16 protein-coding genes are annotated in these 26,680 nt (G+C 34.2%); 11 read left to right on the plus strand and 5 right to left on the minus strand.

From position 1 onward, the window contains the following. Positions 1-970: 970 nt before the first annotated feature. Positions 971-1,846, plus strand: a complete 876-nt coding sequence (gene ubiA, locus CIPSTX3056_RS00855) for a 4-hydroxybenzoate octaprenyltransferase (protein WP_072666080.1) — start codon at positions 971-973, stop codon at positions 1,844-1,846. Positions 1,847-2,424: 578 nt separating this feature from the next. On the opposite strand, the gene CIPSTX3056_RS00860 is transcribed toward ubiA, so the two are convergent. Together CIPSTX3056_RS00860 and CIPSTX3056_RS00865 are read right to left on the minus strand one after the other, a co-directional pair. After that, positions 2,425-3,534 (minus strand): glycosyltransferase, encoded by a 1,110-nt coding sequence (locus CIPSTX3056_RS00860; RefSeq protein ID WP_072666081.1) that lies wholly within the window; start codon positions 3,532-3,534, stop codon positions 2,425-2,427. A gap of 3 nt (positions 3,535-3,537) precedes the next feature. Further along, entirely contained in the window at positions 3,538-4,668 is a 1,131-nt protein-coding gene (locus tag CIPSTX3056_RS00865) for a glycosyltransferase family 4 protein (RefSeq protein ID WP_072666082.1), read from the minus strand. Positions 4,669-5,869: 1,201 nt separating this feature from the next. Here CIPSTX3056_RS00865 and pgm point away from each other — a divergent pair. Together pgm and rluB are read left to right on the plus strand one after the other, a co-directional pair. Beyond that, on the plus strand, positions 5,870-7,513 hold the full coding sequence (gene pgm, locus CIPSTX3056_RS00870; RefSeq protein WP_072666083.1) for a phosphoglucomutase (alpha-D-glucose-1,6-bisphosphate-dependent): 1,644 nt from the start codon (positions 5,870-5,872) through the stop codon (positions 7,511-7,513). A 350-nt stretch (positions 7,514-7,863) separates the two neighbouring features. Then, positions 7,864-8,613 carry a 23S rRNA pseudouridine(2605) synthase RluB gene (gene rluB / locus CIPSTX3056_RS00875; protein ID WP_072666084.1) on the plus strand — a complete coding sequence of 250 codons (750 nt, stop codon included), beginning with the start codon at positions 7,864-7,866 and terminating at the stop codon, positions 8,611-8,613. Between the two features lie 191 nt (positions 8,614-8,804). On the opposite strand, the gene galU is transcribed toward rluB, so the two are convergent. After that, the gene (gene galU / locus CIPSTX3056_RS00880) at positions 8,805-9,707 is read right to left on the minus strand and encodes a UTP--glucose-1-phosphate uridylyltransferase GalU (protein ID WP_072666085.1); all 903 of its coding nucleotides are present in this window, start codon (positions 9,705-9,707) and stop codon (positions 8,805-8,807) included. Between the two features lie 461 nt (positions 9,708-10,168). Here galU and CIPSTX3056_RS00885 point away from each other — a divergent pair, with 461 nt between their 5' ends. The 8 genes from CIPSTX3056_RS00885 to thiL all read left to right on the plus strand — a co-directional run bounded on the left by CIPSTX3056_RS00885 (position 10,169) and on the right by thiL (position 22,425). Further along, positions 10,169-10,537, plus strand: a complete 369-nt coding sequence (locus tag CIPSTX3056_RS00885; RefSeq protein ID WP_072666086.1) for a Grx4 family monothiol glutaredoxin — start codon at positions 10,169-10,171, stop codon at positions 10,535-10,537. Positions 10,538-11,090: 553 nt separating this feature from the next. After that, positions 11,091-11,732 carry a phosphatidylglycerophosphatase C gene (gene yfhb, locus CIPSTX3056_RS00890; RefSeq protein ID WP_072666087.1) on the plus strand — a complete coding sequence of 214 codons (642 nt, stop codon included), beginning with the start codon at positions 11,091-11,093 and terminating at the stop codon, positions 11,730-11,732. A 2,218-nt stretch (positions 11,733-13,950) separates the two neighbouring features. Further along, positions 13,951-16,386: a glycerol-3-phosphate 1-O-acyltransferase PlsB gene (gene plsB, locus CIPSTX3056_RS00895; protein WP_072666088.1), complete on the plus strand. Its 2,436-nt coding sequence runs from the start codon at positions 13,951-13,953 to the stop codon at positions 16,384-16,386. A 214-nt stretch (positions 16,387-16,600) separates the two neighbouring features. Continuing rightward, positions 16,601-17,614: an NAD-dependent epimerase/dehydratase family protein gene (locus CIPSTX3056_RS00900; protein ID WP_072666089.1), complete on the plus strand. Its 1,014-nt coding sequence runs from the start codon at positions 16,601-16,603 to the stop codon at positions 17,612-17,614. Positions 17,615-19,281: 1,667 nt separating this feature from the next. Beyond that, a complete protein-coding gene (gene ribD, locus CIPSTX3056_RS00905) occupies positions 19,282-20,400 on the plus strand; it encodes a bifunctional diaminohydroxyphosphoribosylaminopyrimidine deaminase/5-amino-6-(5-phosphoribosylamino)uracil reductase RibD (protein WP_072666090.1) in 1,119 nt (372 codons plus the stop codon). A 72-nt stretch (positions 20,401-20,472) separates the two neighbouring features. Further along, entirely contained in the window at positions 20,473-20,943 is a 471-nt protein-coding gene (gene ribH / locus CIPSTX3056_RS00910; RefSeq protein WP_072666091.1) for a 6,7-dimethyl-8-ribityllumazine synthase, read from the plus strand. A 23-nt stretch (positions 20,944-20,966) separates the two neighbouring features. Next, positions 20,967-21,386, plus strand: coding sequence for a transcription antitermination factor NusB (nusB, locus tag CIPSTX3056_RS00915; protein ID WP_072666092.1), 420 nt, complete (start codon positions 20,967-20,969; stop codon positions 21,384-21,386). A gap of 49 nt (positions 21,387-21,435) precedes the next feature. Then, a complete protein-coding gene (gene thiL, locus CIPSTX3056_RS00920) occupies positions 21,436-22,425 on the plus strand; it encodes a thiamine-phosphate kinase (RefSeq protein WP_072666093.1) in 990 nt (329 codons plus the stop codon). 491 nt (positions 22,426-22,916) lie between these two features. On the opposite strand, the gene serS is transcribed toward thiL, so the two are convergent. Next, on the minus strand, positions 22,917-24,209 hold the full coding sequence (serS, locus tag CIPSTX3056_RS00925) for a serine--tRNA ligase (protein ID WP_072666094.1): 1,293 nt from the start codon (positions 24,207-24,209) through the stop codon (positions 22,917-22,919). 745 nt (positions 24,210-24,954) lie between these two features. Continuing rightward, positions 24,955-26,061 (minus strand): aspartate-semialdehyde dehydrogenase, encoded by a 1,107-nt coding sequence (gene asd, locus CIPSTX3056_RS00930; protein WP_072666095.1) that lies wholly within the window; start codon positions 26,059-26,061, stop codon positions 24,955-24,957. Positions 26,062-26,680: the final 619 nt, after the last annotated feature.

The raw sequence follows: 26,680 nt of genomic DNA on the forward strand, positions 1-26,680 counted from the left end.
GTCCTGGTTGTTTCAAGAGCAAGCTGATGGCAACTCATATATTGATAAACGACATGCTAAAATATAGCAATTAGTTTCTTGGAGCCAAGGTATTATGCAATAGAATGCATTGGTTAATTCTGTATGAGTCATAATTGCCTATACGGGATGATCCAGAGATCTTCTCTAATCCTTTATGAGGTAAACGACTTAATTCTTTAAATGTTTATCTTTAAATACACATCTCTAGCTATGGGATTCAAGTGATACAGAGATAACTGGTCAGGACAAACCTTGATTATATTAACATCTGTATTCTACAGAGTCTAGCTAGTTACATACTTGAAAATATTTGATCATATCAATACGCTATATTTCTCAATAATGAAACATCATAAGATATTGATTATAACTATGTCTTATGATGGTACAAGTCATTTGTGCTAGTCTTGCAACATCAAAGCATTAAAAGCGCCCTAAATTTTAGTCGCAGTTGAAAGGTGTACGATATAAATAGTATTATATGTGGTATCTATTGTTTCTATAACCTAATTTTAGAGCCTATCACTGTTAGGCTGATAACTATATTTGAGAGTTAGTCATTAAGAGTTAGTATTTTACTTTGAAATTTAGTAAAATTCTTAAGTAGCAGGTAATGGTAATAACGATAGTATCGTTTAAAGGAACATGCAGGTTGCAGAACAAAATAGTTTTGCGTTATGACAGACAAGATAGTTAGTTTATTCTAATTAAAATCTAATCATACACGTAGTATTTTTGTTAAACAAACACTTACAGATATATCAAGAATATCATATATAGAGTATATTGTATCTATTATTTTCTAAAGCTTGTATGAAGCCTCACTCATTCTAAAATAATGCTAACCAGCATAATCTTGATGAGATATATGCACGTATATATAGTGCGTTCTTATTAGTGATAACTGTTTTACGGTCTTCTTGAAAAGACCTTAACAAGAGAATATCATATGGGTGACATATTCAAAATACGTAATCTGGCAATTTATTGTCAGTTAATGCGTATTAACCAACCTGGTGGCCTATTTTTACTATTATGGCCTACTTTGTGGTCGTTATGGCTATCAGGTATGTCGGCCCCACCGCTAAAAGTGTTATTTGTGTTTATGCTCGGGGTCTTTGTTATGCGTTCGGCAGGCTGTGTCATTAATGATATTATCGATCGAAATATTGACGGATATATTCGGCGCACACAAAACCGACCACTATCTATTAGAAAGATTTCTGTGAAAAAGGCAAAACTATTACATATAAGTTTACTAGTAATTGCCTGTTCTCTTGTTTTAACAATGAATATTATCACAATCTTATTTTCTACAGTAGGATTAGCTTTAACCTGGATCTATCCATTTATGAAGCGATACACTTATTGGCCACAAGTGTTTTTAGGGGTTGCGTTTAGTTTATCAATTCCGATGGCCTGGTCGGCAATAAGCGATCGAATACCTATTGCTTGCTGGTTACTTTTTTTTGGAAATTTTTTCTGGGTGCTTTCTTACGATACGCAATATGCTATGGTTGATCGTTTGGATGATTTAAAGATAGGTGTTAAATCTACTGCGATTTTATTCCATCGTTACGATAAGCTAGTTATTGCTTTGTTGCAGTTGTTATCATTAACATTTCTAACATTAGTCGGTTGGGAGCTGGCTCTGCATCCAATCTTTTACGTTGCAATTTTAGGGGTCTTTATGTTATTTACTTATCAACAACTTTTGATCGCTAGCCGTCAGGAGGAGCGCTGTTTTAAAGCGTTTTTACAAAATAACTGGGTTGGTCTAATTATATTTACTGGGATAGTGCTTAGTACATCGTCTGTTCTATAAGCATGCAGAAGTATATTGCATATGATACCTTATATAAAGTTTTATTTCTATAATGTTCTTGCGTGTAATAATTGTATTAATTAATGTTTTATGTATCAAACAGGGATATTACATTAATAACAGAGATATTTAAATATAGGTATTTAAATATATTGCAAATAGCTCTTTGAGAGTATACTTTAAGAGTATAGGTGCAAAAATTGCTTATAACAGTGATCATACAAAAGTGTATTATAGAAAAATGTATACACCACAGTTTTGATTGTGCAGTTTTATATAGGCAATGTACTCTTTTTAAAGTGATTTGCCTGTTGCGCTATCTGATATATCTCAGATAGTTTAGAGTTTTTTTATTGTGTAGTAGTATTATGATATCTTCATAATAGACAGTTACTATTTGTTGTATTAGGCGTATAGAGATTCTTACACATCATTAGGTAAAATCCTCTATAGGTTCTTCTTTTTTACTAATTGAGTGTTAGTAATTGATGTTACTGATATTATATCATAAGAATGTCATGCGTATTTAATATAAAATGATTATGCGATCAATGAGGGGCCACTTATATTCTGATGCTTTAAGAACGCAGCGCTAATCTTAAATATTGCTGACAGATGTTTTTACAATCATAAATGTTTAAGTGTTTTTTATCAATTGGATCCGGTGGATAGCGATAGACTTCTGCCATTTTTTCTGCTAGCGCATGACTGTTTAAATCTGTTAAAGCATTTCCCATACCAGATTTTTCTAAAATTTCTATTGGACCGCCTGGACAACGCGTGCTGACTACTGGTGTTCCGCAGAGTAAGGCCTCTACAAGAACATTACCAAAACCTTCACTATCTGAACTAAGTACTAACATTTTTGCATGTTTTATCAGTGGGTAAGGATTGATTTGAAAACCGGTAAAAATCAACCGATCTAAGATCTTTAGTTTTTCTGCTAATTTCTGTATTATGTTGATCTGTTGTACGGTTCCACAGCCCGCTAGCACTAATTTAGCTTGAATGCCTGATTTTACATAGGCAAAAAGTAGGCGATCGTGACGTTTATGAGGATGAAAACGACCTACATGTATTATGTACGGTGATTGTGGTAGATTAAATTTTTTAGCTGCTTGAGCAAGGATACGTTCAAGCTGAAAGGGATTATTAATAACAACTAATCTACTAGGTTGGATAGAAAGACCCACTGTTAAATCCTGTGCTACGGCATTGGAAACAGAGATGACATTTTTATTAGTATAGATTTTAGTGATTGCTCTTTTTTTTCGCCACAGGTCGAGAGCATGACGATGCCCAAGATAAGCAGTAGATAACATACCATGAATACAGAACCATATTTTTTCTATAGAGTTAAAATGAGCTTGAGAGACGATACGGTCAGTGTTATGTAAATGAGAGAACATTAGATCATATGCACCCTGTTTTTGTTCATGCACGTTAATAGCGTGACTAAGCGCATCAGCAAAGTAAGAGCGTTGTTTTAATTTTTTAAAGAATGACGCATAAGGTAATCCATCAAGTACCTGATAATTTACCCCCCTAGGCAGTGGATACTGACAGATATTACGTAATGATAATAGTTGTATCTTGTGCCCTAGTTGAGACATCTCCTGACAGAGAGTCAAAACAACTTTTTCAGCTCCTCCACCAGAGAGCCCATCAATAATCATTAATATACGCATAGTTTAAGAAAGAATTTTTCTATAAAGAGATAGAAGCTGTTGAGATAAGTACTGCGCCGATAGAGGCAGTACTTGTGAACGTGCGTAATTGCTAGCTAAGCTATTAAAAGTCCATCGAGGTAGTGCCATAATAGCATCCGCTATAGCATTAATATCCATCGCATCGCAAATATAGCCATTTTTACCTGGTAAGATAAATTCGTTGCCACCACACTTGGTAGAAGTAATAATTGGCAAGCCGCAAGCCATTGCCTCTAAAATAACATTAGGACATGGATCATATAAGGTGGGAAGCAACAACCCATCAGAAGCTTGATACCATAGGCACATATTGACCTGAACACCAACAAAAATCACACGGTTAGCGCAGTAAAGATCTTTGGCTATATTATGGTATTTTTTTTCTGCCTTATCCCGCCCTACCACTATTAGATAGTAATGGGTTTTCGCTATCGCGTAAATAGCTGCTTTCAGCCCCTTTCGTTCAAAACCAGATCCAACATAGATCAAAAGGGGCGCAGTTAATGGTAAAGAAAATAGTTTTCTGATCTTTAGACGCCGAAACTCGCTAGCTGGGAAAAATTCTTTCGTATTAATTATATTATAGATCACGTGAATTTTACTTTTATTGACACCAAATTGAGCTGTAATTTCTTGCTGAACCATACGCGAATTACATATAACCGCTTTGAGTTCTGGAGCCTGATACATTATTCGTTCAGCTTGGATTACATAACGATGGTAAGAGCTGAGGAAAAGTAGTTTTTGATGCCATTTTGGAAGAATACGACTTCGCTGTTCTAGCCAGCTTTGGTGCACACCATCTCCTGCGCGATATATATCACACCCTGCAATACGTTCATGACTTTGCACAATATTAAAGTTTTCTCGACGCCAAAGTTTTCGTGCGTTATAGGCAAACCCGCGTTCACGGTTTATTCTACCCCATTTTAACGGATCACATTTATGTAGCGTCCAGTTTGTTTTCTGCTTGGATTGCCACTGACGGGCGATAATATTTAGATCGATGATCTGTAATGTTGCTAGAGCTTCTAGTGCGTAAGTAATAAATTTTTCCGCACCGCCATCTGGGCGATATTTTTGTCGGACTATTGCGAAGCGAATGGTATTCATAACGGTAAATCCTACGGATGCATAACATCTTAAAACACTAAAATAATATTAATCTGATAATATTTCCGTACTATCTATCGATATAATGTATATGCATTGCAAAAACGGGGTTATGGTAAGATAATGCCTTATTGCTCTAACGCACAGAATGTTGAGATAAGCTCGATAGGTCAGATTACGTCAGTTCATACACTCTCATACCTCAATACAATATATTTTAATACTCCATATAATGTATTAGTGCAGAACTATCTTAACATAAAACTTGATATATACTATCAATTACATTACATGATACTTGATATATACTATCAAGTATCATGTAATGTAATTGATCGTGCAAGCGCTAATAGTATTACGATGAAGATCGTATAGCATGAATAATGAGATAAGTTTTATTAAAAGTCTGTATCTGTAAAGTCAAGTGTAGCATATATACAGAGTGTGTAACTAACGGAACTATACATCAGAGTATAAAGGCAATGTAACTTAGCTTAGTATTTATCGTATTATTAGATTTTTGGTCTTACTTGTTATTTGAGATTGACTTAAACAAGATAGGGCGAATAAGAAAATACTGTGATTTTCTATGTATATTATGTATTGAACCATGATAGTAATTAGTAATTATTAATTATACTTTTGCATATATCTGTTAAAATGGAAAGTTTTCAAGTTATTAAAATATAATCGCATATCAATAGATGGATCTTGTAGATATTGAATGTTTGCATGTGCAGCAGTCAATGACTGCATTATAATACGTAACAAGAAAGTTGTTTTTAAAGGCAATATACCCTACACATGCGCTGCATAGCAGATATTAATAACAAGCTGATAGCGAAACAAGAGAGGAATGTTCAAACAGACAGCATCGATATAAGTACAAATTTTTATTCAAAATTGTAGGTGATCATTTTCAGCGTAAGACATATAGAAATGCATGAAAAGTAATTCACAATTGTTTTTGAGAAAATATCACGATGAACTAAGTAATTATTGTCATTATTCGAGCAGACGAAATTTATTATTATAGAGATGAGCATGATTATCAGATACATTAAAACTACGCATACAATAGATTGTCGCATGATAGTTGTATAAATAGAGCTGTGTGTGCATATCCATGAAGTGTTTAGTTTAATGCCAATGCAGTCAGTTGATCGACCTCTAATATTTATTTTTGAAGGGAGGTGGTTTTATGGGGTATCACTGTAGGGCTGGACAACTTGCTCAGCAGAGTGATTTAGTTAATGTGGCACGACTCACTTCTCAGTATTATGCACTAAGCCCTAAGACAGGTTATATCGAGCATGCGGTAAAGTTTGGTACTTCAGGTCATCGTGGTAGCTCTATGCGCTACAGTTTTAATGAAACGCATATTTTAGCTATCACACAAGCTATTGCCGAAGAGCGAGAAAAAAATGGTGTGACCGGTCCTTCATATATAGGGAAAGATACTCACGCATTATCAGAACCAGCAATGCTATCTGTGTTAGAAGTTTTTGCCGCTCATAAGATACCAGTGATTCTTCAAAAAGAAAATGGCTACACACCAACACCGGTGATTTCTCATGCGATTATTGAGCATAATAAAAATGGTGGTCCACAGGCAGATGGTATTGTAATTACCGCTTCCCACAATCCACCGGAAGATGGTGGAATTAAGTATAATTTACCTAATGGTGGTCCAGCGAATAATAACTGTACTAAAATTTTAGAAGCGCGAGCTAATATGTTAATTCAGGGTGGGCTGAAAGAAGTTAGAAAAGTAACATTAGATGATGCATGGGCCAGTGGCTATTTAACAGAGCAGGACATCATACAGCGATACGTTGAGGATTTATTGTATATTATAGATATTCCAGCAATACAGAAGGCTAAATTAAAAATTGGTATTGATCCTTTAGGTGGTGCTGGTATTGCATGTTGGGAGCGTATTGCCGATTTTTATCAACTAGACTTCACTATTATGAATGATGTTGTAGATCAAACCTTTCGTTTTATGCATCTCGATCATGATGGTAGAATCCGTATGGATTGTTCATCGGAATATACAATGACTGGTTTATTAGCAGTACGTGATAGATTTGATCTAGCTTTTGCTAATGATCCAGACAATGATCGTCATGGTATTGTCACCCCTTCGGGTTTAATGAACCCTAACCATTATCTGGCAGTGGCCATTTCTTATCTATTCCAAAACAGACCTAAATGGGGGGGTCAAGTTGCGGTAGGAAAAACATTGGTTTCCAGTTCTATTATAGATTACATAGTACGTTCTCTTGGGCGTTCACTAGTGGAGGTGCCTGTTGGTTTTAAATGGTTCGTCGATGGTTTGTTTGATGGAAGTTTGGGTTTTGGGGGTGAAGAAAGTGCAGGTGCTTCATTTTTGCGCTTTGATGGAACACCGTGGTCCACTGATAAAGACGGCATTATTATGTGCTTGCTAGCAGCAGAAATCACTGCAATTACTGGAAAAAATCCACAGCAACACTATACTGAGCTTAGTAAGCGTTTTGGTGAATCTAGTTATACTCGCGTTCAAGCCCCCGCTACGTTTAGGCAGAAACTGGCTTTATCAAAAGCATCACTTAGTAGAATGAATAGTAATTTTTTAGCAGGAGACGTCATTGTTTCTTGCCAAACAGATTCTTTATTCCAGGGAGAATCTATTGGAGGTATAAAAATTATCACAAAAAATGGCTGGTTTGCTTTACGTCCATCTGGTACAGAAGATTCGTATAAACTGTACTGTGAAAGTTTTATTGGTACAGAACATCGCAATACAATAGAGCACGAGGCTATGCAGCTTGTTCACTCCCTCTTTAACGATATCCCATAAAAGATCTTATCAATTATTAGATATAAGATAATACCTATTGGTATGCAAAAAGTAAAAAAAGAAGCTGCTGTCGCGCTGCTCTCTTTGATGTTATGCTAAATACAAGAGATCTGGTTTATTAAAATAACTTTAGTGCATAAAGATTTTACCTTAAAAGCTCTATGCAAAGATTACATAGATAAATCACATTCACATAAGAAAATTATTAGTAATCTTATTACAATTTTTAGTATAATTTGAGATAAAATTATAAGATTAAGATAATATGCAAGCATACAATGAGATACCGTATGGCTTATTTTGTCATATGTATTTTTACTGAAAGCTAAGTTCAGTTCATAGAGGGTTAGATGACTGAAAAGTTGCAAAAAATTTTAGCAGGAGCTGGATATGGTTCTCGACGCGTCATTGAAAGCATGATTACTAATGGACGTGTTAGAATTAATGGTAAGTTGGCGACACTAGGGGATAGAGTACACTTACACCCTTTACCAGAAATACATATAGATAATGATATAGTATTGAATATTTCTACATCTATTACAGAGTGCCGAGTAATAGTTTATTATAAGCTAGACGGGGAGTTATGCACTCGTGATGACCGCACAGGGCGTCACACTGTTTTTTCTCGTTTGCCAAAATTAAAAGGCAGGAGATGGGTCTCAGTTGGACGTTTAGATATCAACACTGGAGGTTTACTGCTATTTACTACTGACGGAGAGTTAGCTCATCGTTTAATGCATCCTAGTTACGCAGTAGAGCGTGAGTATATGGTTCGGGTTTTCGGGGTGATTAATGATGAAAAACTTCAGCTTTTGCGTTTTAGTATGACACTTAGTGGTAGATTGGTAAAATGTAAAGCCTTAGAGTTTGTTGCCGGAGAAGGCATTAACCGTTGGTATAAGATGATTTTAGTAGAAGGGCGTAATCGTGAGATACGTCGTTTTTGGGAGGCATTAGGCGCACAGGTTAGCCGCCTAATTCGTATACGCTATGGTGATATATCTTTACCTAGAAACTTATCACCTGGGAACTGGAGGGAGCTCAACCGATTTTCTGTAAACTCTTTATACAATTTAGTTGGTCTTACAAAAAATTAGAATACTCACTATATAGATAAAATTTTTTAGAAAAAATTGAGATAACTCGATATTAAAACATATCAACCGATACCAATACGTTCTTCTTAAGAAACTAAGAAAAATTTATAAGAAATACAATAATCATATACTCAAAAAATCACGTTTGTTATTTAAAATTAAATGAATAGATATTTAAGTATATACATTGTTTATGTGACTAAAAGTTTTTTTATCCAAATCTTAAAATCATTGCCTAGCGTTTTATGATGCATGGCATATGTCACAAAAGCCTTCATGTAACCTAACTTGTTCCCACAATCATAACTCTTACCTTTTAGGCGATAAGCGTGTACTGTTTCTTGCTCTATCAGTAACGATAGAGCGTCAGTTAGTTGTATTTCGTCATTAGTTTTTGGATATATGTAAGCTAGCAAGGGCCAAATCTTTTCTGATAGCACATAACGACCTACTACTGCAAGATTTGATGGTGCTTGATTGATATTAGGTTTTTCTATTATACCAGCTATTACTTTGCTATCCCCCGGAGTTAATGCTTCTCCTAAGCAATCTACAACACCATAAGTCGTGACATTCATTACTGGTTTTACCATCACTTGGCTACATCTAGTTGTGTGAAATCTTCTAAGCATCTCTGCTAAATTATCACGTGATAGGTCTGATGTGTATTCATCTAAAATGACATCAGGTAACATTATAGCGACCGGATGATCACCAACGAGTGGCCTTGCACACATTAGTGCATGACCCAGCCCCTTGGCTGTTCCTTGACGAACGTGCATCATATGAACAGATGGTGGACATATGGACTGAATTTCGTCCAATAATTTCTGTTTAGAGCGCTTTTCCAGCATAGTCTCTAGCTCAAAACTAGTATCAAAGTGATTTTCGATTGATCTTTTAGAAGAATTCGTTACTAGTATAATATTATTAATTCCAGAAGCAATACATTCATTAACAACATGCTGAATTAATGGTGTATCTACCAATGGCAACATCTCTTTTGGAAGAGCTTTTGTAGCAGGTAGCATGCGGGTTCCCCAGCCAGCGACTGGAATTACTGCTTTGTGTACTTTTAAGTGACCAGTAGGCATTGCATTTTCTCCAAATCTGCCATACCTTAATGATGATGAGATTAATATCTCCAGAGCAAGAGCGCGTATGCTATGAGCATAGCAATGCTAGTTCTCTTGCTGTCTCAGTGTGTCATATTTTGTAGTTAAGTGTTATATTTTGTAGTTAAGATAGAAGATGTTTATCTGGTACTATCTAAATAATATTACTTCTTTTTTATTGTATCTGAAAGGTATCTGAAGGAAAATACTACATATATTAAAACAGTTGATAGTTAAAAGATTGTAAAATAAATATAAATTGTAATTATCTAAGGTAAATGAGATATTGCAATTACGATCAGGATTTGATTAGATAATTCTTTATAGGTGCGTCTATGCATAACATCGTTAAATATTACTGAATATAGACATAGAGTATTAGATAGTATAACTACTACTAAAATTATAGCGTGTAGTGTAACCTACAGAAAAGAGGAACCATGAGTACATTAAAAAAAATTCAACGTCAAATTATAGAGAACCCTATTATACTATATATGAAAGGTTCTCCTGAGTCACCTAGTTGTGGTTTTTCAGCTCAGGCCGTACAGGCTATTACGGCCTGCGGTGAGCGTTTTGCTTATATAGATATATTAAAAAACCCAGAGATTCGCGCTGAAATGCCAAAGTATGCTAATTGGCCAACCTTCCCGCAATTATGGATTGATGGTGAGTTGTGTGGCGGCTGTGATATTATTCTTGAGATGTTTCAGAAAGGCGAATTACAACAATTAATTACAGAAACTGCACAAAAATATAACAGATCTACCAAAAACACTCAGGATGTATCTAATGTTAGTAAACATTAAAATAATTATTACAATGCAATTGCAATATAAAGCAATATTCTCCTTGATATAAGGAGAGCGCAAAATATATATCTTGTATATTAATAATTCTAATAATACTTATTATGCATTAGATGCCCATATAGTGCCTCTGATCCCATCTCATTTAAAGATTAGAGGTGTTGATACCTAAATAATAAATGTATCTTATAATTTGTAATTAAGACTAAATCAGAATAAATCCATTAATTCTTGTATTGCTTTGTTATTCATAGTAGTATATCTAAGATTGACTGTTTACTTATAAGGCGGTACAGTACAATTTATACTCATGCAGCGATAGAAGGACAGTCATACAATATCGTGATGGTTATGAGTATACGAATTTGCAGTGCATAACTAATTTTGTGATTGCAGAAATGATGACTGTGAAATTTATCTGTTGGATTTATGCTATGCGGAGATGTTAAGGAGGCGCTGCAGAGCATATTGTATTACAGAAAAATTCTTGCTTGCCTAAGAGTTCATGTTATAAAACCTCAATAGGTTTTTGTAGAGTTCTAGGATAAAGTTTATGATAACCTGCCATAGACGACGCATAATATTTTTTGATCTTGATGGTACATTACATCAAGAGGATATATTTCGTTCTTTTATATATTGGTTATTATGGCATCACTATTTCAATATTCTACTGCTCTTAGTGGTTTTACCGCTAATTGGGTTAGGGCTTGCAATAAATGGTCGTGCGTCGTGTTGGCCAATTAGCTTGCTCTTATGGTCCATGACGGTCGGCCATAGCGAATCTCTACTAATACAAAGAGAAGAGGAATTTACAAATTGGTTTTTGCAGCGACAAACCCCCCATGTAAAAATACACCAACGAGTTATTGAGCATCTTAGATGTATAGATACTGATATTTGGTTAATTACTGGATCACCGCAAGCATTAGTAGAGCGAATATATCACAATGTTGATTTTTTTCCACACGTCCAACTCATCGCTAGTCAGATGGTTAGATCTTATGGAGGAAGAGTACTATCTATGCGATGTGTTGGGCGTGAAAAAGTAGCACAATTAACTGAACGCATTGGTCAGCCATTACAACTTGAGAGTGGCTATAGTGACAGTGTACTGGATGATCCGCTGTTATTGTTTTGTCAAAATCGGTTTCGTGTGACTCCATCGGGAGATTTTTATGAGATTTTATCATAAAATCGGTAAACAACTTTTAGAGATAACGATTTTATAAAACTATTGTGATCGAATTACCCGTTCATAGAAGCGTGGATCCCTATCAATATAATTTTCTGAAAAATCTATTCTATAGTGTTGTGTACAATTTAGCAGTCATAAGTTTTACTTAATCAGTATTAAAAGAGGCTTATGTTTCTACCTAAGAATTTATTTTATCTTAATATTGGTAAGAATCATTAAAAATGAATCTTTATATAGATCACGGCATATCCAATAGCATTACCAGTGGAATACAAATTTAGATTTCTATCTAAAGATTTACATAAATGCTACCCGAGCCTCTGCGAATAAACCTATTTAAATAAATATTGAATATTATTCTTATAATAAGAATGATAAGAATCATTAGTGATGTTGATTTAAACTAAGATATTATCATGACTCTATTCATGCCTTTATTTCATGAAATTAGGTATTTATCTGCATATCAAAAACCACTTTTCAAAAACCACTTTAATATTTATCAAAATAAATGATCTAATTTATCTGAAAGTGTTCTTTGTTTATTAAGTGAACTGTTCATAAGTATCTAGTGGTTAGCATTGCATAATCTATGCATGGGTCTATCAGTAGATTACTGAATCTAATTTTTATGATAAATAAATGCTTTTTACGTAATTTTGAGTTGATTGATATCACAAAAACTACATAAAAATGTGATTTTGGTTTTTAAAATCCCTTTTGATTATATAGTTCTTTATGGTACGCATAGTTAGTGAACTATTTTGTGATTTAAATCATACTCAGTAAATGTCCCTTTTTATTATAAATAAGAAGAGATATCTGTTAATTTAGTCAAGGTAATGCAGTAAAAGTATACAACTTTATATTATGTTTTCAACCTACAAAAAGATACAATATCTTATTTTTGTAGGATGTTATGCACAGATACATAGAATCTCAAAAGTGCTGAATTTTATTGAATGTAATTATAGTACATTAATGCCTGCTAATCTCTCTTAATTTGAAATTAATCTATATCGTTAGAGACCCAAGCTATCCATATAATTTTACTATTATGAAATGGCTAGTATGTGGTATGAAATGGCTAGTATGTGGAATATGTAATAAAAGTAAAAGATAATATTTTATAAAATAAAAGAAATAAAGCTTCTTGTAGAATAAGGCAGTAATTTTGCTCGAACACATAATTAATTTACATGGTTACTTCTTTTATTTTAAGCACCATGGCCTTAAGATTATTACCTAAATAATTTAGATATATTGTGCAATCACTAACTGATTAACGTGTATTAATCATCGTAGTTTAAATGTTTTGCAAGAATATGAAGAGGCTATTGAAAAGAAAATAGTCCCTAGGACTCTGAAAAGGACTTTGCATGCCTTTCAGGATATTTGAAACAGACACAGAAAAATTTTCATAGATGAATTGTATTGGTTATACACAATGAATGATTTTCTGTATGTGATATAATAAATTGGCTGATATAAGCCAGGTTTTATAAAAGCCACAAGAACGCCATAATCCCTCAAAATATAACATACTCGTGTTGGTGGAGTTCTTTATGTTTTATTCTGTAGAAACACAAAGACATACTATCTTATGATAGATTAACTATTATTTGACATTTTAAAGCAAGCCATGAAAGTAGATTGCATAGCTATCATTTTGATATAAAAATTTCGAACATAATACTAGATAAATATCTATTTTACTATCTTTTGAAGAATGTCATTATTTACTACCATGAAACTATATCAGTGGTAGCGCTTGACATTGTATTTTAGTTAGTCTTATGCGATGATTTTCATGTATTACCCTCAAGTGACAGTATACTGTTAGTACTAAAATACTGTTAGTATAAAATTAACCAGATAACCATTAGTACTCCTAAATCGCAATTATACTTATAATATAATGATCGATTACAAGGTGTTATAGGTTTTTATTACTTTTTTTTATTCAACAGTTAGTATCAGTCATTTACTGGACTCTTAGAGAGATCATCTATCGTGTGAAGATCTTACATGTACATATAAGTATGTTAACTACAGTGTTATACATCAACTTCAATAATATGCAATATCATTCAGTTATCTTAAATTGTATCTAGTAGTGTTTATATTATTATATTTTAATAATAAATATTATAATATAACGATATTAATCATATGGTATTGTACTTACTTGCTTAAGGGGTTTTCGGTTAGATCTATGTTAATTGGTAGTATAATAGATAATTTTTTATTTAAAATACTTATGAAAATGTTTGTGAAAAGTCGGATTGTTTCGGCGAATGTATCATCTATCGTAGATTTTAATAGAGAAAATACTATCGTATACATCTTGCCTGATAAATCAAAAACTAACCTAAGTATATTACAAAATCATTGTCAAAAAATAGGTCTAGCTGATCCATTATTACCTATAGAGATTTCTGGTAAAGTACTTCCTCATTACGTATTTCTTCAGGATAGCGTAGATTTACGTTCTTCCATTATCCATAATCTACAGTTGGTGGAATTGCTTAACTGGATGTTAAAACTACATAAGCATGATTTTAAGCTGAATATTCACATTGTGCTCGTGTCAATAATTGTTGGACGAGTCCCTAGTAAAAATCGCAATAATAAACATAAAGCAACATATTATCAGTTGTTCAGTAAAATTAAAAAATTATTAACAGTATGTCTTTTGGGTCGTGACAGTTTTATATATTTTTCATCGATTATCTCAATGCGCGACATACTGACTCAGTATGAGCCTAACGAAAAATTTTCCATGAAGTTGATTCGTGCAGCGCGTATATATTTTATACGCCAGCGTCTTGTAACGACTGATGCGCCAATGTTAAGACGTAGTAACGTATTAACGACACTGTTGCAGTCTAAAGTTATTAGAAAAGCAATACAAGAAGAGGCGAACAATAAACGCATTTCTTATCAGAGGGCCCAAAAAAATGCTACTATATTTATACAAGAGATCTCTGCTGATTTCTCTCACACGGTGATCTATTTGACCTATCGCATTATGAAGTGGACCGTAGGTAAGCTTTATCAGGATATCAACGTCAGAGGAGGCCAGCGTATATTTGACGTCGCTTATAAAGGGCATGGAATTGTATATTTGCCTTGTCACAGAAGTCATATGGATTATTTACTAATTTCATATATCTTGTATTCTCAAGGACTAACCTTGCCTTATATTGCGGCCGGTATTAATTTAAATTTTTGGCCTATTGGAAAAATATTCCGTTATTTGGGTGCCTTTTTTATGCGCAGAACCTTTAATGGTAATAAACTATATTCAACCGTTTTTCGCGAATATATAAGCGAGCTATTTTCTTACGGCTATCCAGTGGAATATTTCATCGAAGGCGGACGTTCGCGTACCGGATACCTAAGGCCTCCAAAAACAGGTATTCTTTTAATGACTTTACAAGCAATGCTACGTGAAAAGCAGCGTTTAATTACTATTATACCGATTTATATTGGTTACGAACATGTGATAGAAATTAAATCTTATTTGAATGAACTAGCTGGAGCCATGAAAGAAAAAGAAGGGTTAATTTCTATATTACGTGGATTAAGAAAATTACGTAATTTTGGTCAAAGCTATGTTAACTTTGGAGAGCCGCTCTCTTTAGTGCAGTATTTAGATCAGTGCATACCGGAATGGCGGAACTCTATTGATCCCATCACAGCTCAGCATCCAGGATGGTTAACTTCAGCTGTACATGATATTGCACAACATATCATGATACGAATTAATAATGCTGCAGCAATTAATGCCATCAACCTTTGTGTGATGGCTCTAATAGGTTCAGATCAATATTCTTTACCGCGTCAACAACTTATTCAACAACTCGATTGTTATTTACAACTTGTGAGAAATGTACCATATTCCTCTGATGCGACAGTGCCTACAGCGACTGCTCAAAAACTTTTAGAGCATGCACTGAGTATGAATCAGTTTGAGCTAAAGGAGGGTTTATTTGATGATATTATCATTTTACCCCAAAATAAGGTAAAATATTTACTTTATTATCGTAATAACATTTATCACATATTCATAATACCAGCATTAATCGCTTCTATTATACTGAAGAACCATCAAGTAGATTGCACTGAGTTACATTATCAAGTTAGCATGGTTTATCCTATTCTTAAAAGTGAGTTCTTCTTAAATTGGTCTCAGGATGAATTGCCTGGAATAGTAGATTCATTAGTGTCTGAGATGGAGCGTCAAGGACTCTTAAAAAAAGAAAGAAGTTGCATTTCTCTAAAAGAAGATTGTTTGTATATATTAAAACTGTTAGCAAGAGGTGCACAAGAAGCGCTACAGCGTTATGCTATTATTTTTGCAATCTTAATTATGCATCCGACAATCACTAGAAGAATGATCTCAGATAAGAGTTGCATGATAGCACAGCGTTTATCTGTTTTACATGGTACTCATGTTTTAGAGCTCTATGATAAAACAATGTTAAGTACTTTAATCTTTACGATACGTAATCAAGGTTATAGACAAGAGTCTAAGGATTTTCAGTGTACGCAGGATAAACGTACTAAGCATATCTATAGCATTCTCTCTAACTTAATACCTCAAGATATACGCATAACGATTGAGCATTCCGCTATAGATAGATGATTATAATAAAAACTATTTTTCTAGTACAGCTCTATTCTTTCAAATCTTGAACCAATTTCTTAAAAATAGTTATTAATTTTACACATTATAGAATCACAGAGGTAGGATTTGACATATGTTTTATTTATTTATCTGTGATAGAACAACCAGAACAGTTGTGATGAGACCACAACTGTTAGAGTATCAATGTTAAATTGATATTTAGGAGAATAATATGAAATTCTTAGTTACTGGCGTAGCAGGGTTCATTGGTTTTCATGTAACACAGAATCTTCTTAATGCTGGTCATGAGGTTATCGGGTTAGATAATTTAAATAATTGTAATCAGGATATACATTTAAAAACAGCCCGTCTAACTATTAACAGTGATTATATGGGTTTTTCTTTTCAAAAGGTAGATATCTCTGATCATGCAAAAATGAGAGAAGTGTTTCAATCTAACAGCGTTCAGCGTGTCATACATTTAGCTGCCCAGACGGGAGTGCGGTATTCTTTACAGAACCCAATGGCTTATACTGACGCGAATCTTGTAGGTCATTTAAATATTTTAGAATGTTGTCGTTATAGTGATGTAGAGCATGTCTTATATGCGTCTTCTAGTTCAATATACGGTTTAAATCGTAAGATGCCATTCTGTGTAGATGATGATACCACTCATCCAATTTCTATCTATGCTGCTACTAAAAAAGCTAATGAATTAATGTCTCATGCGTATTCCCATTTATATGGGACCCCAACTACTGGTTTGCGTTTTTTTACTGTATATGGACCGTGGGGGCGTCAAGATATGGCATTATTTAAATTTACACAAGCTATTTTATCTGGCAAACGTATTGATATATATAATTATGGTCAAATGCAGCGCGACTTTACTTATATTGATGATATAGTTCAATCGATTATGGTTTTGCATAATGCTATTCCTAAAGTAAATCCAGATTGGACAGTGGAAGGAGGTAGGACTGCTAGTAGTTCAGCACCGTATCAAGTGTTTAATATTGGCAATGGTCATCCAGTGACATTAATGAATTATATCGAAGCATTAGAAGACGCATTAGGTATAGTGGCAGATAAAAACATGTTACCCATGCAACCTGGTGATATAATATCTACGAGCTCTGATAATAGTGACTTGGTTAAGATCATGGGATATCAACCGTACACTGAAATACAAGAAGGCGTACGTTGTTTTGTAAAATGGTACAAGGACTTTTACCAAATACAATAAAAAATATCATTAGAACTCTATTTTGCACACTATTCATAAAGTATAATAAAAGTCAGTGTTCGGGTGACAATGATCTCAGAAGATTGCAGCTGTGCAGTGTGTATCCTTGAGCTTCGACATCAGAAATGCATATAGTAGTGTCTGAAAAGCATCCTATTAATTTTATTAATACAATAAAAAGTTTGCTTTACTGTATTGAATACATGTGCAATTTGTTAATGAGATTTTTCTAAAGTATTGTACTTTTTCGCCTTTTTGTAGTGTGGTTGAGTTATAAAGATGATGTAGATTTTTCTACAGCACATCATAATTCGTGTAATATGTAAGTCTTTTTATATACTATAGCTTTATCTTTTTTATACTACATAAGAGTAATCTCTTGATGACCCTTTTCAAATCTATTAATTAGATCATAATGTAGATAGTGTACATATATACTATACTTCTAGTATTTGCTAGTATTTGCTAGTATTTGCTAGTATTTGCTAGTATTTGCTAGTATTTCATTATGTCTAGTTCTAAAAATATATATGATTGTATCATGCTTAACATTTTATTTTAGTATAATGAAAATTATACATGCAATATATAAAAGTAAATTAGTAAAATACAGTAAGATACTGTAAAAGTAACTATCAATTCCCTAGATATATCTATGAAGACAACATAGTCATATTAGTGATATAAATAGTATTTACTATTTATATCAGGATTGTATATATCTCCAATAGAATCATTACTCTAGTCTGTTAGACTTACATAAAAATATAATCTGTATAAAATCTTAAAATATTAGCTGATCTAAGTACACTGTTATGCTTATTATATTTTATAGAAATAGAGCTTCTGTCATCAGCTCAAAGACACCACCAGGCTCTTTTACAATCATTTTTAATTTAAAAGAGATACGCAAGGTATAATTTTATAGTGTTGTTGGCATTAGACTATCATTAGTAACAATTAATCACACCTGTTTAATGATATCTATCTGTGACAGGTAATGCATATGTCTTGAGCGAGGTTTGTCATTCTGGTATACAAATTAAATAATTAAGTATTAATTGTATATATTTAATTATAGACTATTCTAGTATTGAGATACAATACTTAGATGTTTTTTGATAGTTGTTGTTTAATAGTATTATTATGAATAAGTGATGATCCTGAGTTAATATTTAATAGAATTTAATTAACTGTTTAATATGTATTAATTGCTTAATCACGGTATTTTTATCTATTGATTCAGTATGTTAAAGATACTAATAGATCACTCCTAGCATTAGATCCATTTTTCTATCATGAAGCCATCTTTTTATATCAAGCGTAAGTTATGTTAAAGAATTTTTATGACATAGTGAGTTAATATGACTTGAACTAATTAGAGCTAAATACTAGAAGCACATCATCTTGACTAATTGTCAAGAATGTTAAAATATATTAACTATACCAAGAATTCATAAGTCTTCTGTATTAAGGAAACGTTTAATGTTTTTATAGTCTTAACTGAGGCCAACTCTTATTGTGTGCCGTACGTTAATACAATCATCACCATCTATAAGTGCGATCAACTAAGTAAGTGATATCTATTATCCATAATCAAGGTAGTTCTGATATTCATAAAGATATATCTACTTAGTAATGCAATGTTAGCTCTTAGGATACATGGAATGAGCAATCAATCTTATATGGCCCGTGCGCTAGAACTGGCCCATCGTGGTCGATTTACTACTTCTCCTAATCCTAACGTTGGATGTGTGTTGGTACGTGACGGCGATATTGTGGGGGAAGGTTATCACCTAAGAGCTGGCGAACCCCATGCAGAAATTTGCGCATTACGCATGGCAGGTGAAAAATCACGAGGATCTACTGCATATATTACATTAGAGCCATGCAGTTATTACGGGCGAACACCGCCGTGTTGCAATGCACTTATTGATGCTGGGGTTAGATATGCTTTCATAGCCATGAAAGATCCTAATCCTCAAGTAGCTGGTCGTGGCCTAGAGTGTTTAAAAAAAGCAGGTATTAAAGTTAGTCACGGGTTGATGATGTCTGCATCAGAAGCGCTAAATCGCGGTTTTTTGAAACGTATGCGTAGTGGTTTTCCCTGGATACAGTTAAAGCTCGGTTCTTCTGTGGATGGAAGAATAGCTACGTCTAACGGAGAAAGCCAGTGGATTACCTCTATAGAGGCAAGAAGAGACGTACAAAGACTACGTGCACAAAGTTCAGCTATTCTCAGCACTAGCGCAACTGTCCTAGCAGATAATCCATCTTTAACTGTGCGTTACGATGAATTAGATCTTGCTAGCCAAGAGATATATCCGAAAGGTGTCTTGCGGCAACCTATACGTATAATCATAGATAGTCAAAATCGTATTACTCAAGAGCACCAATTAATTAATCAACCTGGCGAAACTTGGCTAATGAGACATATGTGTGATAACACTCAATGGCCGGATAATGTTAAGCAATTCAACATACCCTGTCATGATGGTCATATTGATTTAGTTTCTATGTTAGTCCTTCTTGGACGAAAAGAAATTAATTCTGTTTTAGTAGAAGCGGGCTCACAGTTTTCTGGTGCTTTATTGAAAGCTAAGGTCGTTGATGAATTAATTATCTATCTTGCACCTAAACTGATAGGCGATACTGGTCGTGGACTATGTCAGATACCAGAAATAAAAACATTAGATGATGTTCTTGTTTTAGATTTTAGTGATATTAAATTAGTAGGTCCAGATGTTAGGCTGACTTTAAAGCCATCTCATATTATATATACGTAAATACAACGGTTGTTTATAAGTATGCTATAATTGTTCCTGTGAGTACATTAGATAAATTGTGGAAGAAAGATTATGAACCTGATTGAAGCTACTATTATTGCTCCAGATTCGCGTATTGCTTTGGTTGTGGCACGTTTTAACAAATTTATTAATGAATATTTGCTAGGTGGGGCGATTGATGTACTAAAACGTATTGGTCAAGTGCAAGATAACCATCTTACAGTTATATGGGTACCAGGTGCTTATGAACTTCCACTAGTTGTTAAAGTATTAGCAAAAACTAAAAAATATGATGCAATTATAGCTCTGGGCACAGTAATTCAAGGTAGTACTGCTCATTTTAGCATTATAGCAGGTGAAGCTAGCTCCGGTTTAGCTAATATTTCTATGCATAGCAATATTCCAGTAGCTTTTGGTGTTTTAACAACGAACAATATTGAGCAAGCAATCGACCGAGCTGGAGCAAAAAAAGGCAATAAAGGGGCTGAGGCTGCTCTGACTGCTCTGGAAATGATTAATATTTTAAAAGCTATTCAAGAATAACCCGATACATATAGAGGCCTTTCATGAATCCTTTTGCTCGTCGTCGCGCGCGAGAATGTGCGGTACAGGCGCTATATGCTTGGCAAATTTCTGAAAACAACATTATGGATATTGAAAATAATTTTCTATTAGAACAAGATATTCATAATGTTGACATTAGTTACTTCCGAGAGATTGTTAGCGGCATTGTAACTTGTGTTGTCTATCTTGATCAATTAATGCAACCATATCTTTCCCGTCAGATTGACGACCTTGGTCAGATAGAAAAGGCTATCCTGCGTATCGCTTTATTTGAATTAAACCAGCGTCTAGATGTGCCCTATAAAGTGGCAATCAATGAGGGAATAGAGTTAGCAAAAATTTTTGGCGCTGAAGATAGCCATAAATTTGTCAATGGCGTATTAGATAAACTTGCTTTAAAGGTTCGACCTAACCGTAAATAATCTGTATAGATTACTATAATTATCGTGATTGAAGTTGTGGAATATAACTATGGCATGTGGCGAATTTGAACTGATCTCACGTTATTTTGGTCGTGAACTCTGCTCTCGACATGATGTAGAAGAAGGTATCGGTGATGATTGTGCGTTAGTAAATGTGTCGGAAAAGAAGACGTTAGCTATCAGCACTGATACTTTAGTAGAAGGTGTGCATTTTTTACGCGATATTCATCCAGCTGATCTGGCTTATAAAGCTTTAGCTGTAAATCTGAGCGATTTAGCTGCAATAGGTGCAGATCCTGCATGGTTAACTCTTGCTTTAACATTGCCAAAAGTTAACAATAATTGGTTAAAAGCTTTTAGTGATAGTTTATTTGATTTTCTAGATTACTATCAGATGCAGCTTATCGGTGGGGATATAACGCGTGGACCGCTTAGCATGACATTAGGTATTCATGGAACAGTTCCTCGGGGTCTGGCATTAAAACGAAGCGGTGCATGTGTAGGCGACTGGATTTATGTAACGGGTACCTTAGGTGATAGTGTCGCAGGTTTGCAGTTATTACGGGATAAAATTAATATTCATGACCAAGTTTCTCGCGATGCTCTAATTCGGCGCCATTTACGCCCCATCCCTAGAGTACCCCAGGGAAAATCGTTACGTGATTTAGCTAGCTCTGCCATTGATCTATCAGACGGCTTGATTTCAGATTTAGGTCATATTTTAGAAGCTAGCTCCTGTGGTGCGCAACTGAATCTTGACGCACTACCAATATCTTCCGTGATCACGAAAAATTTTTCCGCACAACAGGCTTTGCGTTGGGCACTAAGCAGTGGAGAAGATTATGAGCTATGCTTTACTGTACCAGAAATGAATCGTGCTAGTTTAGAGATCGCACTAGGACCTCACGGAGTATCATACACCTGTATTGGAAAAGTTTTTCCACAAGAAAATGGGTTAACGTTTTTAAAAAACCATAAACCAGTAAAGATATGTCTTAAAGGATTTGATCACTTTCGCATGCACGAAGGATGCATTTAGCCATGCTTTTATAAAATATTTCTAGCGTTTAGCAAGTAGTAGATATTTTACTAAAGTTTAGAGATTAGTAGATATATGACTATATTAGTGTATAGCAATAAAAAACACCAATGATTAATCATGTACAACTAAATACTGTAATGTTTACAGTTAAATTGTAACAATTAAGCAAAGTATATCGATATAAAATTATCTACAGCTTGTACCAACTTCGATAAGTGCTTTGACTTATAGGTTTTGACTTTTAAAGTTCAACAAGCTTTACGAAGGTCCATAATTCTGCGTGACCACAGAATGAATAATTAATATCATAACAATCTATTGTGTATAGAAGCGATCATAATTTTTGTTAAAACAAAAATCAATCTATTGAGCATACCGGTTTCATAAATGAATAAAATGATTAGCTTATATTATAATAGATTAGGCTGCTTACAAAAATCCTTATTAGATGCCATGATTACTATGAGTTATTCATGCAATTTTGTAGTTTATCCTATTATAGATAGACCATGCATATATGGCTTTAAAACTTCTGGCACTACAATACGGCCATCGGCTTGTTGATAATTTTCTAGAACTGCTACGAGGGTTCGCCCCACCGCTAACCCGGAACCATTTATTGTATGAACAAAATGAGTTTTTTTGCTGCCTTTAGGGCGCCAGCGTGCTTTCATGCGACGAGCCTGAAAATCCCCCATATTTGAGCAGGAAGATATTTCTCGATAGGTATTTTGAGCGGGTAACCAGACTTCTAGATCATAAGTTTTTTGTGAACTGAAGCTCATATCACCAGTACATAGCAACATAGTGCGGTATGGTATAGCTAGAAGCTGTAGAACTGTTGCAGCGTGCTTCACTATTTCTTCTAGCGCATCCTGAGAATCTTGTGGACGAGTGACCTGTACCATTTCAACTTTGTCAAATTGGTGCATACGTATCAGGCCTCGCGCATCTCGACCATAAGCACCGGCTTCAGATCTAAAGCATGGTGTGTGTGATGTTAGTTTTAATGGAAGAGATACTTCCTCAAGAATTTCATCCCGTACAAGGTTAGTTAGTGACACTTCGGCGGTAGGAATGAGAGCATAATGTTTATTAGAAAATATAGAATCTAAGGAATCCACATAGAACAGTTCTTGAGTAAATTTTGGTAACTGACCAGTACTGTACAAACTGATATTATTCACTATATATGGTACATGTACCTCCTGGTATCCATGCTGTTTTGTATGGAGATTGAGCATAAACTGGCTAAGCGCGCGATGCATTAGTGCCACTTGGCCTCTCATAACGATAAAACGCGAGCCTGTAATTTTGACCCCAGCCCGAAAATCCAACCCTGAAGTACGCTCACCTAGCTCAACATGATCGCGTATGGTAAAATTAAATTCTCTAGGCTTACCCCATCGGTTAATCTCTTGATTATTACTCTCATTTTGTCCAATAGGTACACCCTCATCAGGGATATTTGGAATAGATACTAAAATAGTATCTATTTCACTACATACCAAATCTAATTCTTTTTTCAGTGTATCGATTCGCTCAGACAGTAGTTTAACCGTGTTGCATAACTGTGTGATTTCCTCTCCTCTCTGCTTAGCGTATCCGATAGATTTGGAATACAAATTACGCTTTGCTTGCAGGGTTTCTGTTGAAATTTGTAGCGATTTACGCCGTTCCTCATATACGTATAATTTTTCTATATTTAAAACATAACCTCGTCGTAATAGTTTTTTAGCAATAGAGTTTGGTTCTTTTCGTAGTAGATTTCGATCAAGCATGCTAATCCTATAAATAGTTACAAATCAAAACAGAAACAGTGTAAATTTAGAAATTTAGTGCGAGTTTAAATTAAAAAGTCTACTTTATTAGATATCACAAACTAATATCAGTGATCTTAATCTATGTTTAACATAAAAATGTATACTTAAAGTTACTAATAGTGAAAATTGTAGTAAATATATTCTAAGGTACCATTCAAGATATAATCTTGATTAAAACTATTTTGTATACAAAATCTGCCTTTGAGTTTACAGCTCACTGCATTAAATGATGCTCAATGGTCAAATATTGTTGTCCGTAATACAGCATTAGAATAACACTACGACGCATAAATACTGGTAGTATTTATCAGATATACAACATTGCTACTGCAACCTCTTGATATTGGTGCGCTCTCTGTGTGGATTCGTGCATAATCTATAACTTGGAACACTGAGTGTAAACAATGATACATAATTGCTTAAAACATCTTAACGTGTCTAATGTGATAGATGTTAAATAGCCTCAACTTCTGTATATGCTGACTGAGCAGCGCAGATATTTCATATCACTAATATAGCAACACTCTAGAGGTATGACAGTCTCATATTATTACGGGTTGCTAAGCAACTTATATTGTACAAACGAGATATAAAATTTTTAAATGACTCATGCAAAACGCATGGCAACAGTTATGTTATGGTATTTTATTACCTAAATAAAATTAAAATATTATCGATGATAATTTAAATTATCATGAATTAATTAACTTAGCAGTAGACGAAGCATGCGGCGTAGCGGTTCGGCTGCGCCCCATAATAATTGGTCACCTACAGTAAAAGCAGAAACATATTTTGGCCCTATATTCAGCTTGCGCAATCGACCGATAGGGACATTTAATGTACCTGACACCATTACTGGTGTTAGTTGTCGTAGAGTCATCTCTCGATCATTTGGTATGATTTTAACCCATGAGTTATGCGCGGTTATATATTGTTCAATATCTAACAAAGGAATATTTTGTTTTAATTTTAAGGTCAGTGCTTGACTGTGGCAGCGCAACGCCCCAATTCTTACGCATATACCATCTATTGGAATGGTATGGGTAGTGTTTAGAATCTTATTTGTTTCAGCTTGCCCTTTCCATTCTTCAAGAGTCTGACCGTTATGTAAGTATTGATCAATACAGGGGATCAAGTTACCCGCTAATGGTACAGTACAGTTTTCTTTCAAAATATCGTTTTTTGTTATCCTAGTAACTTTACGTTCAATTTCTAAAATGCTGGATGTTGGGTTTTGTAATTCCTTCTTGACATGATGATGTATGACGCCCATCTGATTCAACAATTCACGCATATGATGCGCACCACTACCAGAAGCCGCTTGATAGGTTGCCACAGAGACCCATTCTACTAAATTATGAGCGAATAGCCCACCTAGTGACATTAACATGAGACTGACAGTGCAATTACTTCCTACAAAAGTTTTAACCCCACTATCTAGACCATCATAAATGACCTGATAATTTATCGGATCAAGAATGATTATTGCGTCATCTGTCATACGTAAGGTCGACGCTGCATCAATCCAATAACCAGACCAACCTGTACTGCGAAGCTTATGGTATATACGTTTAGTATACTCTACACCTTGACAGGTTATGATGATGTCAAGTGCCTGTAATGCGTTAATATCAAGTGCATTTTGCAAAATCCCCGTTGGTTTTCCATCTAATATCGGTGCAACCTGACCATATTGAGAAGTGGAAAAAAAAATAGGATGTACTATATTAAAATCACCTTCTTCATGCATTCTCTGCATTAGGACAGAGCCTACCATTCCTCGCCATCCAATTAATCCTAAGGTTTTCATTTCTAATCATCTTAGTTGAATAATAAAAGCTTTGATATGACCTTTTGATCAAACAATCTCTATATGTAATACAATACCGTCTATATTATCATCTGTTCTTCAATTTGATACTAATTTCTTCTAAAGAAGAGCTTTTAAGAATACAAAGTAAATAAAAGGGTAGGTAATACATGGATGTATTATATATCTATATATAGATATATAATACATGGATGTATTATATATCTATATATAGACTATAGATAGTAACTATGATTAGTCTATTTAAATATTTAGATATAAGCTAATAAGTGATATAATCTTTTTATTAAAACCGATGATTAATCTAAATTTACAGAATTATGAAAAGCGAGAGATGCCTTTAATCATTGCTGATTTTATGAACAGTATGAAAGAGCTAGTAATATATTTTTATGACGTATAACACGTAATTGATATTAAAAATCAGATGATTTACCTATTGACGCCAAAAATCATTAAGTCGTGCAGTAATATTAATTTCTATTTATATTAATTTCTATTTATTAGCCAGAAAGATCTTTTAATTGTAATTATTCATTACAGGGTGTGATGCGTATCTGGAAGTATCGAGTTGATTTTTAGAGCATTTTGGATAGAT

It is taken from the genome of Candidatus Erwinia haradaeae, assembly GCF_900698965.1.
Taxonomy (GTDB): domain Bacteria; phylum Pseudomonadota; class Gammaproteobacteria; order Enterobacterales; family Enterobacteriaceae; genus Erwinia_E; species Erwinia_E haradaeae_A.

Bases quoted from the DNA above. Each gene is read 5' to 3' on its own strand.
- ribD (WP_072666090.1), top strand. From the start codon at position 19,282: ATGAGCAATCAATCTTATATGGCCCGTGCGCTAGAACTGGCCCATCGT.
- ribH (WP_072666091.1), top strand. From the start codon at position 20,473: ATGAACCTGATTGAAGCTACTATTATTGCTCCAGATTCGCGTATTGCT.
- CIPSTX3056_RS00885 (WP_072666086.1), top strand. From the start codon at position 10,169: ATGAGTACATTAAAAAAAATTCAACGTCAAATTATAGAGAACCCTATT.
- galU (WP_072666085.1), bottom strand. From the start codon at position 9,707: ATGCCTACTGGTCACTTAAAAGTACACAAAGCAGTAATTCCAGTCGCT.
- thiL (WP_072666093.1), top strand. From the start codon at position 21,436: ATGGCATGTGGCGAATTTGAACTGATCTCACGTTATTTTGGTCGTGAA.
- pgm (WP_072666083.1), top strand. From the start codon at position 5,870: ATGGGGTATCACTGTAGGGCTGGACAACTTGCTCAGCAGAGTGATTTA.
- ubiA (WP_072666080.1), top strand. From the start codon at position 971: ATGGGTGACATATTCAAAATACGTAATCTGGCAATTTATTGTCAGTTA.
- yfhb (WP_072666087.1), top strand. From the start codon at position 11,091: ATGATAACCTGCCATAGACGACGCATAATATTTTTTGATCTTGATGGT.
- CIPSTX3056_RS00860 (WP_072666081.1), bottom strand. From the start codon at position 3,534: ATGCGTATATTAATGATTATTGATGGGCTCTCTGGTGGAGGAGCTGAA.
- rluB (WP_072666084.1), top strand. From the start codon at position 7,864: ATGACTGAAAAGTTGCAAAAAATTTTAGCAGGAGCTGGATATGGTTCT.
- nusB (WP_072666092.1), top strand. From the start codon at position 20,967: ATGAATCCTTTTGCTCGTCGTCGCGCGCGAGAATGTGCGGTACAGGCG.
- serS (WP_072666094.1), bottom strand. From the start codon at position 24,209: ATGCTTGATCGAAATCTACTACGAAAAGAACCAAACTCTATTGCTAAA.
- CIPSTX3056_RS00900 (WP_072666089.1), top strand. From the start codon at position 16,601: ATGAAATTCTTAGTTACTGGCGTAGCAGGGTTCATTGGTTTTCATGTA.
- CIPSTX3056_RS00865 (WP_072666082.1), bottom strand. From the start codon at position 4,668: ATGAATACCATTCGCTTCGCAATAGTCCGACAAAAATATCGCCCAGAT.
- plsB (WP_072666088.1), top strand. From the start codon at position 13,951: ATGTTAATTGGTAGTATAATAGATAATTTTTTATTTAAAATACTTATG.
- asd (WP_072666095.1), bottom strand. From the start codon at position 26,061: ATGAAAACCTTAGGATTAATTGGATGGCGAGGAATGGTAGGCTCTGTC.